The organism is Chloracidobacterium sp., assembly GCA_016715795.1.
Classification (GTDB): Bacteria; Acidobacteriota; Blastocatellia; order Pyrinomonadales; family Pyrinomonadaceae; genus OLB17.
Genome location: JADJXP010000002.1, coordinates 123,270 through 139,933, shown reverse-complemented (window position 1 = coordinate 139,933; position 16,664 = coordinate 123,270). Strand labels below are relative to the sequence as shown.

17 protein-coding genes are annotated in these 16,664 nt (G+C 56.9%); 4 read left to right on the top strand and 13 right to left on the bottom strand.

Annotation, left to right across the window (positions count from 1 at the left end; genetic code table 11):
* Window positions 1-59 precede the first annotated feature (59 nt).
* Window positions 60-1,034 carry a stage II sporulation protein M gene (locus IPM59_05605; protein ID MBK9215063.1) on the top strand — a complete coding sequence of 325 codons (975 nt, stop codon included), beginning with the start codon at window positions 60-62 and terminating at the stop codon, window positions 1,032-1,034.
* Here the strand turns inward: IPM59_05605 and IPM59_05600 are convergent.
* Window positions 1,012-1,431, bottom strand: a complete 420-nt coding sequence (locus tag IPM59_05600; protein MBK9215062.1) for an META domain-containing protein — start codon at window positions 1,429-1,431, stop codon at window positions 1,012-1,014. The two genes, IPM59_05605 and IPM59_05600, sit on opposite strands and share 23 nt — an antisense overlap.
* Before the next feature lie 127 nt (window positions 1,432-1,558).
* Between IPM59_05600 and IPM59_05595 the strand changes: the two genes are divergently transcribed.
* On the top strand, window positions 1,559-2,434 hold the full coding sequence (locus tag IPM59_05595) for a hypothetical protein (protein ID MBK9215061.1): 876 nt from the start codon (window positions 1,559-1,561) through the stop codon (window positions 2,432-2,434).
* Here the strand turns inward: IPM59_05595 and IPM59_05590 are convergent.
* The 5 genes from IPM59_05590 to IPM59_05570 form a co-directional block, all read right to left on the bottom strand.
* Complete coding sequence (locus IPM59_05590; GenBank protein MBK9215060.1) at window positions 2,412-3,149, bottom strand: aspartate/glutamate racemase family protein; 738 nt, start codon at window positions 3,147-3,149, stop codon at window positions 2,412-2,414. The two genes, IPM59_05595 and IPM59_05590, sit on opposite strands and share 23 nt — an antisense overlap.
* A gap of 120 nt (window positions 3,150-3,269) precedes the next feature.
* The gene (locus IPM59_05585) at window positions 3,270-4,565 is read right to left on the bottom strand and encodes a class I SAM-dependent methyltransferase (protein MBK9215059.1); all 1,296 of its coding nucleotides are present in this window, start codon (window positions 4,563-4,565) and stop codon (window positions 3,270-3,272) included.
* Between the two features lie 33 nt (window positions 4,566-4,598).
* Entirely contained in the window at window positions 4,599-4,865 is a 267-nt protein-coding gene (locus IPM59_05580; GenBank protein MBK9215058.1) for a type II toxin-antitoxin system RelE/ParE family toxin, read from the bottom strand.
* A complete protein-coding gene (locus IPM59_05575; protein MBK9215057.1) occupies window positions 4,862-5,062 on the bottom strand; it encodes an addiction module protein in 201 nt (66 codons plus the stop codon). Before IPM59_05575 ends, IPM59_05580 begins: the two co-directional genes overlap by 4 nt.
* Before the next feature lie 79 nt (window positions 5,063-5,141).
* A complete protein-coding gene (locus IPM59_05570) occupies window positions 5,142-6,464 on the bottom strand; it encodes a DUF58 domain-containing protein (protein MBK9215056.1) in 1,323 nt (440 codons plus the stop codon).
* Window positions 6,465-6,562: 98 nt separating this feature from the next.
* Between IPM59_05570 and IPM59_05565 the strand changes: the two genes are divergently transcribed.
* Window positions 6,563-7,048, top strand: a complete 486-nt coding sequence (locus IPM59_05565; protein MBK9215055.1) for a hypothetical protein — start codon at window positions 6,563-6,565, stop codon at window positions 7,046-7,048.
* A 55-nt stretch (window positions 7,049-7,103) separates the two neighbouring features.
* Here IPM59_05565 and IPM59_05560 read toward each other — a convergent pair whose 3' ends face one another.
* Together IPM59_05560 and IPM59_05555 are read right to left on the bottom strand one after the other, a co-directional pair.
* On the bottom strand, window positions 7,104-7,409 hold the full coding sequence (locus IPM59_05560) for an RNA-binding protein (protein MBK9215054.1): 306 nt from the start codon (window positions 7,407-7,409) through the stop codon (window positions 7,104-7,106).
* Between the two features lie 270 nt (window positions 7,410-7,679).
* Entirely contained in the window at window positions 7,680-8,450 is a 771-nt protein-coding gene (locus tag IPM59_05555) for a patatin-like phospholipase family protein (GenBank protein MBK9215053.1), read from the bottom strand.
* Window positions 8,451-8,713: 263 nt separating this feature from the next.
* Here IPM59_05555 and IPM59_05550 point away from each other — a divergent pair, with 263 nt between their 5' ends.
* Window positions 8,714-9,970, top strand: a complete 1,257-nt coding sequence (locus tag IPM59_05550) for a S8 family serine peptidase (protein ID MBK9215052.1) — start codon at window positions 8,714-8,716, stop codon at window positions 9,968-9,970.
* Between the two features lie 11 nt (window positions 9,971-9,981).
* On the opposite strand, the gene IPM59_05545 is transcribed toward IPM59_05550, so the two are convergent.
* The 5 genes from IPM59_05545 to IPM59_05525 all read right to left on the bottom strand — a co-directional run bounded on the left by IPM59_05545 (window position 9,982) and on the right by IPM59_05525 (window position 16,658).
* Complete coding sequence (locus tag IPM59_05545; protein MBK9215051.1) at window positions 9,982-10,677, bottom strand: hypothetical protein; 696 nt, start codon at window positions 10,675-10,677, stop codon at window positions 9,982-9,984.
* 52 nt (window positions 10,678-10,729) lie between these two features.
* Window positions 10,730-11,572 carry a class I SAM-dependent methyltransferase gene (locus IPM59_05540; GenBank protein ID MBK9215050.1) on the bottom strand — a complete coding sequence of 281 codons (843 nt, stop codon included), beginning with the start codon at window positions 11,570-11,572 and terminating at the stop codon, window positions 10,730-10,732.
* A gap of 114 nt (window positions 11,573-11,686) precedes the next feature.
* Entirely contained in the window at window positions 11,687-13,573 is a 1,887-nt protein-coding gene (gene asnB / locus IPM59_05535) for an asparagine synthase (glutamine-hydrolyzing) (protein MBK9215049.1), read from the bottom strand.
* 1 nt (window position 13,574) lies between these two features.
* Window positions 13,575-14,942, bottom strand: a complete 1,368-nt coding sequence (locus IPM59_05530; GenBank protein MBK9215048.1) for a hypothetical protein — start codon at window positions 14,940-14,942, stop codon at window positions 13,575-13,577.
* Window positions 14,943-16,658: a carbamoyltransferase gene (locus IPM59_05525; GenBank protein ID MBK9215047.1), complete on the bottom strand. Its 1,716-nt coding sequence runs from the start codon at window positions 16,656-16,658 to the stop codon at window positions 14,943-14,945. It abuts the gene before it with no gap.
* Between the last annotated feature and the right edge of the window lie 6 nt (window positions 16,659-16,664).

Sequence of the window (16,664 nt, the reverse complement as noted above, 5' to 3'; positions counted from 1 at the left end):
CGGTAAGTCTCGATTCTAGAGATTGCGATTCGAAAAGCCAAAATCTAGAATTCAATCGAGTGAACCGTTTCCTAGACAAGCGGAAGGACAATTGGCAGCGGCTTGAGGAGTTGCTTGAGCTGCAGGCGGCGGGCGGGCTTCGGCGGCTGTCGCGGCTTGAGGTGCATGAGTTTGGCGAGCTGTATCGGCGGGCGGCGGCGGACCTGGCAATTGCTAGGGCTGAGACACGCGACCCGAAACTCATCAACTATCTGAACAGTCTGGTTATCAGGGCTCACGGGCGGATCTACCGGGCAGAGAGCAACGGCGCGGGGCTCATTGTGCGGTTCTTTGCCGAGGAACTTCCGAGAATATGGCGAAGGAACTGGCGTTATATGGCCGTGGCGTTTGGCCTGTATCTGGGCTTTGCCGTGTTTGGTTTTGTCGCGACATGGATAGACACGGATTTTACGCACTTTGTGATGTTGTCGGGCGTGACGGACCAAATAGCATCGAACGAACAATGGTGGCTTAGCCTGAACGAAGCAAACCAGATCGGAGCGACACAGATCCTCTCGAATAATATCCTTGTGACGTTTCGTGTTTTTGCGATGGGCGTCTTTCTCGGGATCGGCTCGTTTTACGATCTGGCGTTTGAGGGCGCGCGGCTCGGCAGTGTTTTTGGTGCCTGCTACAAACTTAATCCGCCGTTCGGCAACGCTCTGGCCTCGTTTGTCGTCGGCCACGGTGTGATCGAGCTGTCGTGCATTTTTTTCTGCGGCGGTGCAGGAATGATGATCGGCTACGCGATCATCGACCCGAGCGATCTGACACGCGCTCAGGCATTAAAAAGGAAAAGTGTCGAGGCCGCAAAGATCGTTATCGGCTGCGCGTGCTTTCTGGTGATCGCAGGTGTCATCGAAGGATTTATCTCACCGTCGGGCCTGCCCGCTTTGCTCAAGGTCGCGACCGGCATCGGCACGGGCCTGGTAATGTATTCGTATCTGCTGTTTGCGGGCCACCCGGAAACGCCTAGTCCGAATCAAACACCCTAACGAATTCGATCTTCCGCTTCCTCGCTTTGTCCTCAACAAAGAGCGTTGATCTTCTCACGCGAAACTCGGTCGCCGACCTCAGCACGTCAAGATATTTTCCCTCAAATCCCGGCGTCGGGTCCTCGCAGGCCATCATCGTTTGGATCAGGTCGTGCACCCTGAACTTGCCTTTCTCGTAGGTGTAATCACCGCCATACACGTTACAGCCGGTGTTGCCGCCAACGCCGCCATTGCGGTTAACGTTGAACGTGATCGGCTGGCTGTCGAGCGGCTTAAAGAATCCGTTGCCAAAATCGTATTTGACGAGCCGCCAGTTTCCGACAGGAAGCTGCCCGGCGATTGCCGCGTTCACGACGCCCGCGACGAGGACCATTATCATTCCGATGATCTGTTTCATAGTTCTACCTCGACGGCAACACTCGCCGTCCAGCTATGGAACGGATGAAACGGCATAATTTGCAGGTTACGCTCGAGCCGCTCGTTTGATACCATAAACTCAAATCCGTTTCACAAGGAGAAGAAAGATGCTGAGAACAAGATTGTCACTGATCGCTCTTTTTGTCGTTGCAGTAATGTCCGCCGGGACTGCCTGGCCGGTGGACGACGGTGATGTCATGGTGACTATGGACGCGTGCAAGAACGTCACGTTTCGAGTCACTAACGGGCGCAATGTTGCCATCGAGATCAAGCAGGTCAAGTACTATGACGCGACCAAAGGCGCCTGGAAGACCGAGGACATCACGAACGCCGCAGCAAGATGCGAGAAAGGGGCAGCGTGCACCATCGGCGGAAACGGCCTGTTCAATTGGAAGGGCGAAGACCTGGCCGACGCCGAGGGCAACCGCCTGACAAAGGTCGTCTTTGTTTATCAGGACGTGAACAGCAATACACGGCACGAGAGCCAGGCGTTTTCGCCGACCGATCCTGTCTGCCGCGCCGAGAAGGAGTATGGCCACGGACAGGGTTGGACGATCGCGGGCTCGTCAGATGCATCGAGCCAGACCAGCCCGACACTGCTTGGCGACGCGTGCAAGAACGTTTCCTTTAATCTCCGGCATAATTTGAACGAACCTTCCATATACATCGACAAGGTCAAGTTCTATAACCGAAACAGCGGCAAATGGAAGACCGAGAATGTAAAGGAAGTTAGCTGCCACCGCAACGAAACATGCACGGTCGGCGGTAAGGACAACCTCACGGACGCGAAGGATGACGATATTACAAAGATCATATTCATCTATTTCACGCGTGACGACAAATACAAGAAGAACCCCGACAAGGAGAGCAAGACCTTCGTCCCGCAGAGTCCGAAATGTAAGGAAGGCAAAGTTTACGGGACAGGCCAAGGCTGGACGATCGGCCCGCCCACATTGACGCTTACGCCGACGACGCGACCGTGATCGTGACGCCAAATGCGTTTTCGGCGGCCCGCTGCATTGCGTCGGGGTCGCCGGAGGTTAGGAATTCATCTCGGCCGCCGGGCGGCAGTTTCCACTTTGCTACAATTCTCACCATCTCGGCGGCTGGGTCGATGAATGTTGTTTCATGCGACACGGACTGGCGCAGGACCGGCGTGATCGCGGGATAGTGTGTGCAGGCGAGCAGGATGTGTGAGCAGTTGCGCAGCGGCGTTAGGATGCGTCTCGATTCATTCATGAGGGCGGTTGACGACGTGTCGCCGCTCTCGATCATGCCGGACAACGGCTGAGCGATACGCTGAGCTACGTTAACGCCTCGCTCGTTGAATCCACGCCGGTAAACGCCTGAAAGTATCGTTCGACGCCCGCCGATGACACCAAGTTTTTTTGGTCTGAGCTTGGCAGTCAAGGCGATCGCGGGCTCGATGACGCCTTCGATCTTGACGCCCGATTTGTCGAGATACGGCAAGGCCGTGCTCGCCGCGTTGCAGCCGATCACGATGTGCGTCACGCCCTTTGCTTTCAGAAAGCGGATGACGTCGTTTAGCCTCGCGACTAATTCCGCACGTAACATTTTGCCATAAGGCGTCACGCCAGTATCGGAAAAATACGTGACCGGAATGTCGCCGAGCCGCTCTTTCATGAGCTTATAAATACTGACGCCGCCGATGCCCCAGTCGATGATGCCGAGCCGCATAAGAAGAATTTAACCGCGAAACACGCTAAAAACGCTAAATAGGATCGCTCATTCACGGCCAAGGTGTTTGTCAGCCTCTTTCCTTTTTTGCGTGTTCCGCGTATTTTCGCGGTTATATTTTTACGGATACGTCAACCGCGCCTCGACGCCTGATTCGACCGGGCCGCTGTCAAAGGCCACGATCCGCGAGTGCCAAGCCATGTTGAGGATCTCCATCTTTTGCCCGGCAAAGCGGCTTTCGAGGTACCATTTCATCTCGTGTTCGGAGCGGATCGGGTTGTATTCGAGCATCTTTTTCCAGTCGGGATGAGCGACGAGTTTTTTTAGGGCAGCGTCGAATCGCGCGTTCGCCTTCTGATTCTTCATCGTCCGCAGCTTATCGCTGAGCAGCCGGGGATATTCGCGGATCGCCACCGGCACGGTGACCATGTCGATAATGAGAAACTTCCCGCCGGGCCGCGTCACGCGTTTGATCTCGGCCAGCAGCGGGTCCCAATCGAGATAGCGAAACGACATCAGCGAGATGACGCAGTCGAACGAGTCGTCGGGGAACGGCAGGACAGGACCTTTTATAATTTCAAATTTCAAATTTGAGATCTCAGAATTTTTGATCCTTGCCCGCTCGATGATCTTTGCCGATTCGTCAACGCCAGTACCTGAGTTCAGGCGGTCGGCGAGTGCGTTGAGCAATGCGCCATTCCCGCAGCCGATGTCGAGGACGTCGATCTTGCCGTCGGGCAGGTGACGGTTGAGCCAACTCCACTCGTCCTGCCGCACGCGAATGTCCTGAAACGCCGCGTCGTATAATTCCGCCACGTGATCGTAGGAGGTGTCACCGTCCGGCGGCCGCGGCTCGAAGCGTTTCATCACCTCAGCGGCCTCGAATCCGAGACGCTTTTTGGCCGCACCGACAAAGCCGTGCGATTTGCGACCCTTGCAGCCGATCGTGTAGAGCGGCCCGGCCGTGCTGTCACCGGCGGAGACGAACTTCGTCTTGCTCCGCGAGAATGTCGTGTACCAAAAGAAGCCGTACGCCGGCACGTTGAACGTCCGTGCAAAGAACGGAGCAAACCAACGCGCCGATCGGCAGCAATAAAAGGAGGCGGAAGCATCATCCGCAAACGGTATCTCCATCTGTTCCCACTCGTAGGGCGAGAACTGCTCGGGAAACGCCACAGTGCCAAACATCGGTCCGTACATTCCCGAATGGCCGACAAAAATGAACTCCTTGATCGTATTGCCGGTGTCGCGAATGTCCGCGATGGCGTGCAGAACGTCGCGTTTCGCCTCGACCGCACGCGTGACGACGTCGAAGCCCGCTTGCCGCTTCTCCTCAGCCATCGTCTCGGCAACGACCGGGAATTGATGCCCGCCGAGGCGATATTTGGTCGTGTAAATGATGAGAATCGACATCATTATTCGCGGTCCGCCCAATAACTTGGCTGGCGACTATGGTGAGCAATAGCGATCAAAGCGAATCTCGGAGCCACTAACGTAATAGAAGATCGAGAATGGGAACTTTCGAATCGTCTTTCGCCTGATATGCGGTGAGACCAATGGCGACGATTCAGGATGTTCACGCAGGAAATCGATCGCGGAATCTACAAGACCCAAAAACTCGGCTGCGGTTTCGATCGAAGCATTGTCCTTATAAAACAAGATCGCACTGGTCAGTTCGTCGCTAGCTTCTCGGTGGAGCGAAAATCCCAGTTTCATCTTTTGAGCGCTTCCCGAGCCTCTCGCAAGGCCCGATCACCTGGAATTCCCACGGAAGGATCGCTCTCCCATTCCTCGTAGCGACTTTCCGCTTCGGTAATCCAGAGTTGTTCGATCTCCTCCGGTGAAAAGTTCGGACTCGGTTTCGTCCAGACTCCTGAGTAGGACCGAGGCGAGATGGCCTCTCGCCTTTCGATTGAGCCTTAGTGCCTGAGCTTCGATTGTCGCAACATCAACCACTTCCATAACTTTCTTTATACAACAAATCTTAATTGTTTACAGCAGTGCACGTTCCTTGGCGCGCAGATATGCCTCAAGCAGCCGCGGCGCGAGCGTTTTTGCGGTCACATCGAGGGCAAGGCCGCCGATAGATTCTACCAGCCGAAGGGCCGCAGAGCGTTGATGGATGATCTCTTCGGCGGCGGATTGGGTAAACAGTTCATTGATGTCCGACGGCGGACAGCTGACTGCGACATTGAGATCGCGGTCGCCGATCGTCGCGACAAGCAGCAGGTGACGCGGACGCAGGAGTTTTAGCGATGTGATCAGTTCTCTAGAGCTTTCCTTATCGACGAGGTCGGTCAGGATGACGATGAACGAACGTTTTTTGAGGTTCGAGGCGATGTACTGGAAGGCGCGTGCGTAGGACGGCTCGACGATCTCGGGCTCGACGTCGTAAAGCGATTCGAGCACGGCATCGATGTGCTCGACGCCGCGTTTAGGCGGCAGAAAGCGGCGAACCCGTCGCCCAAAAACAAGGAGGCCGCAATTGTCACCTGCCCGAGCACACGCCGACATCAACGCGAGCGATGCGTGGATCGCAGTGTCGAATTTTGTTTCGTCCTCGATGCGGCCCGTCATCAGACGGCCCGCGTCGATGGCGATCATCACGGTCTGGTCGCGTTCGATCTGGTATTGCCGCGTGGTGAGTTTATTTCGCCGGGCGGTCGCCGTCCACGAGATGTGCCGAAGCTCGTCGCCGCGGACGTAATCGCGCATAGATTCAAATTCACGGCCTTCGCCACGCTTGATCGAACGCCGCTGTATCGCCAGGAACGAGCGTGCTCCGAGGGCCTTCAATTCCATCTCGCGGGCACGCCGCATGTTGGGATAAACCTTGACGGTCTGCGGTTCGCCCATCACGGCCGGACACCATACGAGGCCGAAACGTGACAGGAATCTGACGGCCGTCTTGCCGAAGGTGTATGCTCCGCGCCTCGTCGGCGTCAGGTGATAATAGAACTCCGCCGTTCCGTGTGCGAACACCGTAAACTCCGCCTCGCGCTCCTCGTCGAGATGCATTCGCGATGGATATTCGTCCTTGATCCGCAGCCACATGTCTGATGACGACTGGTTCTCGACAAGCAAGCTGACCTTTGCCGGGTCGCCGATGGCAAACCGGCGATCAAATTCGCGGGTGAAAACCACGTCGTCCATTCCGCGTCGGCTGACAAGGAAATCCACGACCGCCCCGACGATCAGCAGCACGTCATACGCCAGCACGCCGTATCTCAACTCCGCCACTCCCCACGACAGCGAGAGCGGCACGAAACCGAGGGCGAACAGGATGTAGAAGCGACGCGAGAAAATTGGAAGCATTCGATGTTTCCCACAATCATACCGCTGCGCACGGCCAAAAACTATGCGTGGCGTGAGCAACCGAAACCGCCCTCAATGGCTCAAAGTAGTGGCCCGTTATGCGAAATATTGTCTTACTGATCCTCATGCTTGGCGTGTGCCCATTGGCCGCACTCTCACAGCCCGCTCCGGCCGTCGCTCCGACGGTCGAGGAGGTGTATCTCGCCAAGGATGACGGCAATGGCAAGGCGGGCGAGCAGGTCAGCGAGTTCGCGACCACGGACATACCGATCCACTGCATCGTGCTGCTCGACTCGGCGGCAAAGGTGACGGTCAAGATGAATTTCGTCGCCGTCAGCGTCTCGGGCGTCAAGGCCGAGACAAAGGTCGTGACCGCCAGCTACACCACCAAAGAGGGCCAAAACCGTGTCTATTTCACCGGCCGCCCCGACGGCCGCTGGACGCCCGGCAAATACCGCGTCGACCTGTTCCTCGACGGCAAGGCGGCAACGAATGTGGCATTCGAGATCAAGTCGTCGGGCGTCAACGCTGGCAACAGTTTTCGCCCGTCGGGCAAACCGCCGGCGAAACCAACCAAACCGTAGACACAAAAATGCCCGGAACCGAGGTCCCGGGCATTTGCTTTTAGAAAACCGTTGCTTACCAGCGGTTGCCCTGGAAGCCGCCGTAGCCGCCGCCGCCACCGGCACCGCGTCCGCGGTCTTCGCGGGGCTTGGCCTGGTTGACCTTGATCTCGCGGCCCATGAATTCGGTGCCGTTGAGTTCGGCGATAGCCTTGTCGCCATCTTCGTTATTCGCCATTTCGACAAAGCCGAAACCGCGTGAGCGGCCCGTCTCGCGATCTTCGACGACCGTGGCCGACTCGACCGCGCCAATTCCGGCAAACAGCTCCTCAAGCTCGTGGCCCGAGGTCTGGAATGAGAGGTTTCCTACGTAAAGTTTCATTGACATAAAAATATTCTAACTGTCCCCTCCTGAGGGATTGCAAAGAAGTTTCTGGGCAGGACTGTGGAGTTCGGGGTAACGGTCGCCCCTGAATTATCACGCCTCGGAAGCTTCAAAAACCAAAAAACAAACCAACCCTCATGCCTTCCAAAACGCCGTCGAACCTAAATACTACGATCGGGGCGCATCACCGTTGATGCGCGAGAGCAGGACTAACAGTGATAATGATGCACGTAACGCGCGCAGCTTGCAAGCAGAAAATGCCCTTTTTTACGCGATAAGTCTGAGGATATCGGCTATCTTCTCTCTGGCCGCCGCCTCGCCCAGAGCAATGAACTCTTCACGCTTGCCGATCTGGTCGGGACGAAGGTGTGCGATGGCGGGGGCGACGACGATGTCGGCGGCCCGCTGCTCGGCAGTCGCAACGACCTTTAGCAGAGCCAACGCACCTTGTATCAGCACGCCGAAACCGGTCTTTGAGCTTGTGCGGAAAGTTGCCCCGCACGAGATCAGGTCGATAGCGATAACGACGCCGGCGCCCATCGCGCGCACGGTCTGAACAGGAAGCGGCGAGACAACGCCGCCGTCGATCAACATTCGCCGCTGCTCATCGCGCACCGGCGAAAAGATGCCCGGAACGGCGCAGCTTGCGCGGATCGCGGTGATGAGATCGCCTCGTTTGCTCAGCAAAACCGGCGTGTTTGTCCCGAGATCGAATGCCGCAGCGGTGAACGGTCTCTTTAGGTCCTCGAATCTGTCCACCGGAAAATGGCGCCGTAGAAAACCGCCCATCGGTTCGTTCGAGAGCAGTCCGCCGATCGGCAGCGACGGGCGGGCGAGGTCACGCCAACGGGCCGCGGCTGCCATCGTCTCTACCTCGCTAATCGACATTCCGGCCGCCAGAGCACCGCCGATGATCGAGCCGGCGGAGGTACCGGCGATCAAATCGACCGGCACATCATGCTCAGCCAAAACTTTCATCGCGCCAATGTGGGCAAATCCGCGTGCTCCGCCACCCGACAATGCCAAACCGATCTTCATAAGAAGAATTAACCGCGAAATACGCGAAAACCACTAAAGAGATTGTTAACTACGGAGTTGCTCAGTCCGTATTTAGCGTTCTTCGCGTGTTTCGCGGTTAATATCTTTTTGATTTTAACTATTGTGTATGAAAAACTTAAAATCCGACGATGACACCTCACGAATCGGCAATTTTCTCAACGAACAGCACTGCTCTCGCCGTGGCCGGAGCATGCCCGGTATGCTCGCGCTCAGTGACCGATGGGTTTGTGGAGCTCGCTCTGATGCCGGACGATCTTCAAAAACTGATCCGGGCGAACGCTCCAAGCTCGGATCATCTCAGCGAGGTCTGCGAGCGGTGCGCACGGCTGTTTGAGAGGGCAAAAGACCAGATAATCAAGGACGCCGCCGTTCAAAAGGACGGCTCGCATGTGCTCTCGACGCCGCTCAGGCTCGACGCCGATCCGCAGTTCACCGGCAAGGGCGTGACCATCGCATTTCTTGACTCGGGCTTTTATCCGCACGTCGATCTGACCACGCCGGTCAACCGCATTGTCGCGTATCGAAATCTGCTTGATGCCGACGGTGATATGTCGTCTCTGCTCGAGCCTGACGTGGCGAGTTGGCACGGCATGATGACCTCGGTCGTGGCTGCGGGCAACGGCTCGTTGTCGAATGGCTTTTATCGCGGAATCGCGCCGGACGCCGATGTCGTGCTGATCAAACTGGCTAAGACCGGGCGCATCACCGACCAGAACATCCTCGACGGCCTGACATGGGTCCTCGAAAACCGCAAGCGTCACAACATACGTATTGTCAATATTTCCGCGGGCGGTGACGACGAGGCGAGCTATCTGCACGACCCGCTGTCGCAAGCGGTCGAGGAATGTTCGGCGGCGGGCATAACGGTCGTATGTGCGGCCGGCAACTCAGGCCATCTGCCGGGCCATCCTGTCGTGCCGCCCGCAAGCGCACCATCGTGTATCGCCGTTGGCGGACTGGACGATGACAATTCGATAAATCGCGCACGCCGTGGAATGTATCGTTCGTCATACGGCCCGACCATCGACGGCCTGCAAAAGCCCGAGGTAATCGCGTCGTCGATCTGGATACCGGCACCGATATTGCCGAACACGCCAACCGCACAACAGGCCGAACTGCTCGAAAAACTCGATAAGAGCAGCGACAGCGACCTTTACGACATCATCCGCGAAAGCACTGGTGTCGACCCAGAACTCGATGCTGCCCTCGACCGTCCGGTCCACAGCATCAGGCAGATCATCACGCTCAAAATACGGCGTGAGAATGTGATCACGAAAAACTACAAGTATGTGGACGGCACGTCATTCTCCGCACCGATCGTCTCATCGGTAGCCGCGCAGCTTCTCGAAGCCGACCCAACCCTTACGCCCTCCGAGATAAAACACATCCTCATCTCAACAGCCGAACGCTTGCCGCATTACGAGATCGACCGCCAAGGCTGGGGCGTCATCGATCCGCGCCGCGCCGTCGAGCTCGCCGTCGCTAGAACTGAAGATTAGGTCCCCAGTTCTTAGTTACCATTCGCCGGTCTGTTCGACACGGTCGGCGGACGTGGGCCGGTTCGTGGCGTCGGTGCGTTGACAGGCCTATTCCCGTTCGTCGGTGGCCGGACGGGCGTCGGCGATGGCGGCACGATGGGCGTCGGCGTTGGGATCGGCGACATTCGGGGTGTCGGGGACGGCCGGGTGTTTGCGTTCAGATTAAGATTGAAATTGGTGTTGAGATTCGAATTGAAGTTCGCATTCATGTTGAAGTTGAAATTCGAATCAAAGTTGGCGTTGAGATTCGCGTTTGGCGGACTGGTGTTGATATTGTTCGCGTTTGCCGGAGCGTCCTTCTGAAGCAGCCAAAACATGAATGCACCACAGCCGAGGACAAACACCGTTCCGAGGATCGTCAGCACGACTGTCTTTGCCGTGTTTGGCGGTGGCGGCGGCGGCGGATAATAGGTCGTTGCCGGACGCTGCCTGACCTGCTGTTCGCGAGGCGATGATGTTGGTATCACGATCCTCTCGCCGCTGCCCGGCTCGCCCATGGCCGGATCTGGCCGACGGCGGATCACTGTCTCCTGGCCGAGGTCATCTTCTTCGCTCGGGATCGCGCTAAACGTCGGTGGGTCACCATCGATCAATTCCGTGCCGTCAACGGTGCAGTATTTGATGATGTCTTCGTCAAAGAGCTTGTTGCAAACGGGGCAGTATCTCATAAGTCATTTTGCGGGTTCGAGGAACGAGCCATTCTAACACGAAACACCGCCGCTATTCCTTAAATCCGACCGCCGTCCAGAACGACGTCGTGCTGAATGTTATCTCGGCAATGCCGCATCGCCGCATCATCGCTTCGATCTCGGCCTTTGAGAAACGCTGCTCCAGCCGCGTGCCAAAGCGGTCCAACGCGTCATTGCGCATTACGTAAAAGCTGTTGTTACGGTATTGTGATAGCGGAAAACCAGCGACGTTCATGCCGAGCTTTTCCAGCAGCCGTGCGGCCCGTGCCATCGGCCAATACAAAAGCAACGCGAACACCTGGCTGATCACAAATCTGACGCTATGCGGCAAGCGGCAGACGATGCCGCGAATGGCGTTACTCATTCGCCAGATCAGCCGAAACCACGCCGGTCGGTTGTCGAAATTGTAGTAGAGATACACGAGGAACGGCGCGCCGGGCTTGAGCTTACCGACGCAGGCACGCATTCCGGCCTCGGTATCGGGGATGTGGTGCAGCACGCCGAGGCTGTAGCCAAAATCACACAACCCATCGTCGAGCGGAATGTTGTCGGCACCGGCAAGGGCGAATTCGACATTCGGCACCCCAGCAAGATTTCTCTTCGCGACGTTCAGCGCATCTTCGCTCGGATCGAACAAATAGAGCTTGCCGACACGCGGCGCGACCTGCTTTGCCCACCGGCCGCTGCCGCAGCCGAGATCGAATCCGACTGCGTCGGCAGGCAACCGTTCCCACGGAAAGATGCTGAAATAGTTATCAAACATCCGTCCAAGTTCTTCTTCGCTCAACGCCGACTGGTCAAACCGCGACCATTCGTCACCAAAGCCTGCGACCACGGCGGTATCGATATTTGCTTGTTTGAGGGAATCAGTCATCTCGACCCTGCGTTCCACTGCGGCTGAACTCGGTATCCTCTGCGTGGAATCCGGCTGCCATATCGTTCCACGCAGACGACGCAGAGGAGTTTCGCAGAGAACGCCGAGGTCTGGCTACCGATCAATGAACCGTTGATACCACAGCTCCAGCATCAGCAGCGTCCAGACCTGGAACGAATGGTCGAATTTGCCCTCGATATGCTCATCGACGTATCGGCGGAGCATCTCGGGCCGGACGATGCCACGTTTTAGCGAGCTTTCGGACAGCAGCACCTCGCGGAGGAAGCCTTTCATCTCGCCTCGCAGCCACCGGCCGACGGGCACGCCGAAACCCATTTTGCGGCGGTAGATGACCTCGGAAGGAACCAGCCGGGCAGCAACCTTTTTCAATAGGTACTTTGTCCTGAGCCGGTTCATCTTGATGTTTTCCGGCAGACTCGCGGCAAACTCGATCAGTTTGTGATCGAGAAATGGCGAACGTGCCTCGAGCGAATTGGCCATCGACGCGATATCGACCTTTACGAGCAGGTCGTTCGGCAGGTACGTCATCTGGTCGGTCAGCAGCGTGGCGTCTAGAATGCCTGAGCCATTGGCACGATCAAACCAGTCATCAAGAAAATGCGAGGCCTGCTGGCCCGCGACCGCATGAGCAAAATTGTCGGTGTAAAGCGCGGGCTTTACCGCAGGCTTGAAGGTGGACATCCAGCGAAAATACCTTTCCTTTCGGCCCTCGTTCGCTGACGTAAAAAATCGCTGAACGTCACGAATACGCGTCTTTTTTAACTCAGAGGACGGCAGCAGATTGACCGGCCCTTCGATAAGCAGCTTTCGCAGCGGCCGTGGAATGCTGCGGTACATATCCGCGATCTCCATCGCCATGTACCGCTCATAACCTGCGAAACTCTCATCACCGCCGTCACCGTTGAGGGCCACGGTGACGTGTTTGCGTGTTTCCTTTGAGACGTAATACGTCGGTATTGCCGACGAGTCGGCATACGGCTCGCCGTAGTGTTCGACGAGCGTCGGCAGCACTTCGAGGGCGTTCGGGCGAACGATGAATTCGTGATACTCGGCCCCGACGTGCTCGGCAACGCGGCGGGCGTACTTTAGTTCGCTGAAATCTTCTTCTTCGAAGCCGATGGAGAATGTCTTGACCGGCTGGTCGCTCTCCTGGGCCATCAACGCGACGACCGCGGACGAATCGACGCCGCCCGAGAGGAACGCTCCCAACGGCACCTCTGAGATCATCCTCAGCCGCGTTGATTCGCGAAGGATGCGTGTCGTCTCCTCGATGGCTTCTTTCTCAGAGATCTTTATCTTCTTTGAGAAATTGGGCAGCCAATAGCGTTTTGTCTCGACCTGCCCACCCTTCCATTTCAGCCAGTGGCCCGGCTCGAGTTTCCTGATCGCCTTGAACGCCGTCTGCGGTGCGGGGACGCAGAGGTATGACATGTAGCTGTCAATGGCCTCGTGGTCGACGTCACGCGAGACGGACGGATGCTCAAGCAACGCGGTAAATTCTGAGGCAAAGATCAGGTCACCGTTCGACTGATGCGAATACAGGATCGGCTTTTTGCCGACGCGATCACGGGCCAGGAAGAGCGATTGATCACGCGCGTCCCAGATCGCGAAGGCAAACATGCCGCGCAGATGCTGTAGGCAATCCGGGCCGTATTCGTCATATAGAATGACGACAGCCTCAGTGTCGCTTTTTGTCCGGAGCTTGTGACCGCGTGCGATCAGCCCTTCGCGAAGTTCCTGATAGTTGTAGATCTCACCATTGAATACGAGTGCCATTGTGCGGTCCTCGTTATACATCGGCTGCTGCCCGCTGGCGAGGTCGATGATCGCGAGCCGACGCATTGCGAGGCCAACACTCTCGTGAATGTGAAAGCCGTCCTCGTCCGGCCCGCGATGCAGGATCGCGCCGTTCATCCGCTCAAGCAGCGAGCGGTCAACGGGCGAGCCGTTCGCGTTCACATATCCGGTAATACCGCACATCTCAAGTTCTCTGGGCGAGGCCGCGCAGCTGGGCGTTCACACGCCGCTGCGACTCAGCTCGAATGATACGCTCATTCTCCTTGCGTTCCCGATAAACGGTCCAGCCAACGCCGATGAGTATGAAGAGGAATACCTGTATCTGAGTTCGCTGGCGATATGCCGTGCCGACGTTACCCTGAAAGATCGAATAAGCCAGGGTGAGCAGCAGGCTGAAGATCAGGATCGGAAATGCATTTCGCAACCGGTTTTTGATCGTATATGCGAGGCCCACTACCAGCAACGGCATCATCGCCCACCAAACGAGCACTTCGGGTATCGTGATCGCTTGCCGAAGGTTAGCCGCCTGCCATGGAAATGGGGCGAACATTAGATATGCAAAGCCGATAGGTATCGCAGAAAGGGCACCTTCGGTCGTCGACACGTCAGATTCCTCATTAAACCCTGATTCCGCGGCGCGGGCGAGGTCCATACGGCTGCTCTGCACGCGCGAGAGATTGCCGAATACCTCATACTCGACCGTCGCGTTGCGCATAACTCCGAGGTACGTGAGTGCGACGCCAAGTCCCACCAGCACGAGCGTTCGGCGCATAACGGAGCGGTTGCTCGTTGACATTCCGATCACGAAACTGCCGCCCACCGCCACCAGCACCATGTAAAAGATATAAAACCGCAACGACAGGATGCCGAACAGCGAGAATACGAGTGCGGCCATCGTGCCGTACGAAACCTTCTTCTGCAACTCCATCACCATTGTCATCGCTGTTACGAGCAGGAAGATGATGAGGCCGTCCTTGAGCAGCTGGCCCGACCAAATAACAAACGACGGAAAGACGGCGATTGCGATGGCCGAAGCCTTGGCGACATTCCTGTTGCTAAAGATCTTGAGCGCACAAAAATAGACCATCGGCGCGGTCGCCGCACCGACGACGGCTATAAACGACTGTGCCGCGAAGATGTTTCGCCCGACAAGCAGATAGATAAAGGCCGTCAGATAGTTCATTCCCCAGCCCGCACCGCTCGCCGGCTGGGTCTGGTATGCGAGCACGCCCTCGACCTCACCACGGCCAAGCCAGGCGTTGGCCATGATGTTGCCGTTGATGTCATAAGCAAGGGCGTCGCCGCCAAAGAACGGCCGCAGGTCAAAGACATGGATGAAGATGCCAAACGCCATCCTAAGGGCCAACGCCACTAGGAAGATCGTTGTTATGAACTCCTTGTCGTCAGAAGCGGCCCGTCGAAAACCGAGAACAAACGCCGTCGAGGAAATGAGCACGACGCCCAGTGCGATCGCACCCTCAGGAAACGGCACTGCGAACGCCGCAACGCCAATGACCAGCAGGCACGTTATGCGTAAGAATGCGTTTCGCATCTACACCGAGTCCTCCCGGACCACGAGGTTGTTCTCAAGCACAAGCGCATCAAAATCAGCCTTTCGATATGTATTGACGGCGTCCTGCGGTGTGCAGACGATCGGTTCCTGCACGTTAAATGACGTATTGAGCAGGATCGGCACGCCCGTACGTTTTTTGAATTCGTCTATCAACTTCCAGTATCGCGGGTTCGCTGTCTTGCTCACCATCTGGGGCCTCGCGGTGCCGTCAACGTGAACGACCGCCGGTATCTTTTCTTTATAATCGTCGGCGACCGCGATCACAGTGATCATGAACGGATCGTGATGTTCGACGCCGAATACGTCGGTCGCAGCCTCTTCGTGCATCGAGGGCGCAAGCGGCCGAAACCACTCGCGCAATTTTACCTTTTTATTCAGTATCTCGCGCATGTCCGCGCGTCGCGGGTCAGCAAGGAACGAGCGAGCACCCAACGCACGCGGACCGAGTTCCATTCGCCCGTTGAACCACCCGACGATCGCCCCCTCTGAGATCATCATTGCCAGCTGCGGCAACAGTGCATCGTCCTTGAGCGTTTCGTACTTCAGGCCTGCCTCGTCCAGGGCGGCGCGACATTCGTCGTTCGTAAAGCCCGGGCCGTAATAGGCATTGTCCATAACAAACGATCTCGGCCGGCCAAGTATCTGATTCCAAACATAATATGCCGCCCCGACCGAGCAGCCTGCGTCGCCAGCAGCGGGCTGGACAAAGAAGCGCTTGAACGGAGTCTCATGAAAAATGCGGCCGTTCATTACCGAGTTGAACGCCACGCCGCCGGCCATACAGAGGTTCTCTTCGCCGGTCATTTCGTGGATCTTTCGCACGAGGTAAAGAGCCGTCTCCTCAAGAGCCTTTTGGGCGGAACAGGCTACGTCCCAATGATGCTGCTCGAGTTCTTCACCCGGCATTCGTGCAGGGCCGAGCTCATTCACAATGCCGTCGGGGAATTGGTAATGCTTTGCAAGATGATGATCGAGCACATCGATATGAAGACGAAAATCACCGCTGCCGTTGGTCGTCAGCACCTTCTCGCGAAAGAAGTCGACGTACTTTGGCTCACCGTACGCGGCCAGGCCCATCACCTTCCACTCGTCGCCAGCGAACATATCAAAGCCGATATAATTCGTGACCGCCGAGTAGAACTGCCCGAGCGAATGCGGCAGCTTGATGCGTTTGAGGACGTCGATCTTGTTGCCGGTCCCGCGCGAGAACAGCGTGGTCGTGTCCTCGCCCGTCCCGTCCCATGTCAGTATCGCCGCTGAATCAAAGGGCGACACAAAGAATGCCGACGCTGCGTGCGACTGGTGATGCTCGATGTAGTGGAACTTGAAATCCGACGCCCCGAAGTGCTCGCGCAGCCGCCTCGGATGGCGGAACATCCCCAAATAACTGTCGCTCACCTGCGCGATACCGCGATCTGCCCTCGCCTTGAACATATCCCGCGAGATAAACGCCGACCTCGCCGCCTGCATCGCCTTGTGCCGCAATATCCACGGCTTCCAGTAGTGCCCAATATGCTCAACGTCGCTCAGCTTGATCCCGGCATGATCGAGGCAGAATTCAATGGATTTGTAAGGAAAGCCACTGTGATGCTTCACCCGCGAGAAACGCTCTTCCTCGACGGCAGCGATCAACTCGCCGTCCTTAATGAGAGCGGCGGCGGAATCACCGAGGGTTGTCAGACCAAGAATGTACATCAGAAA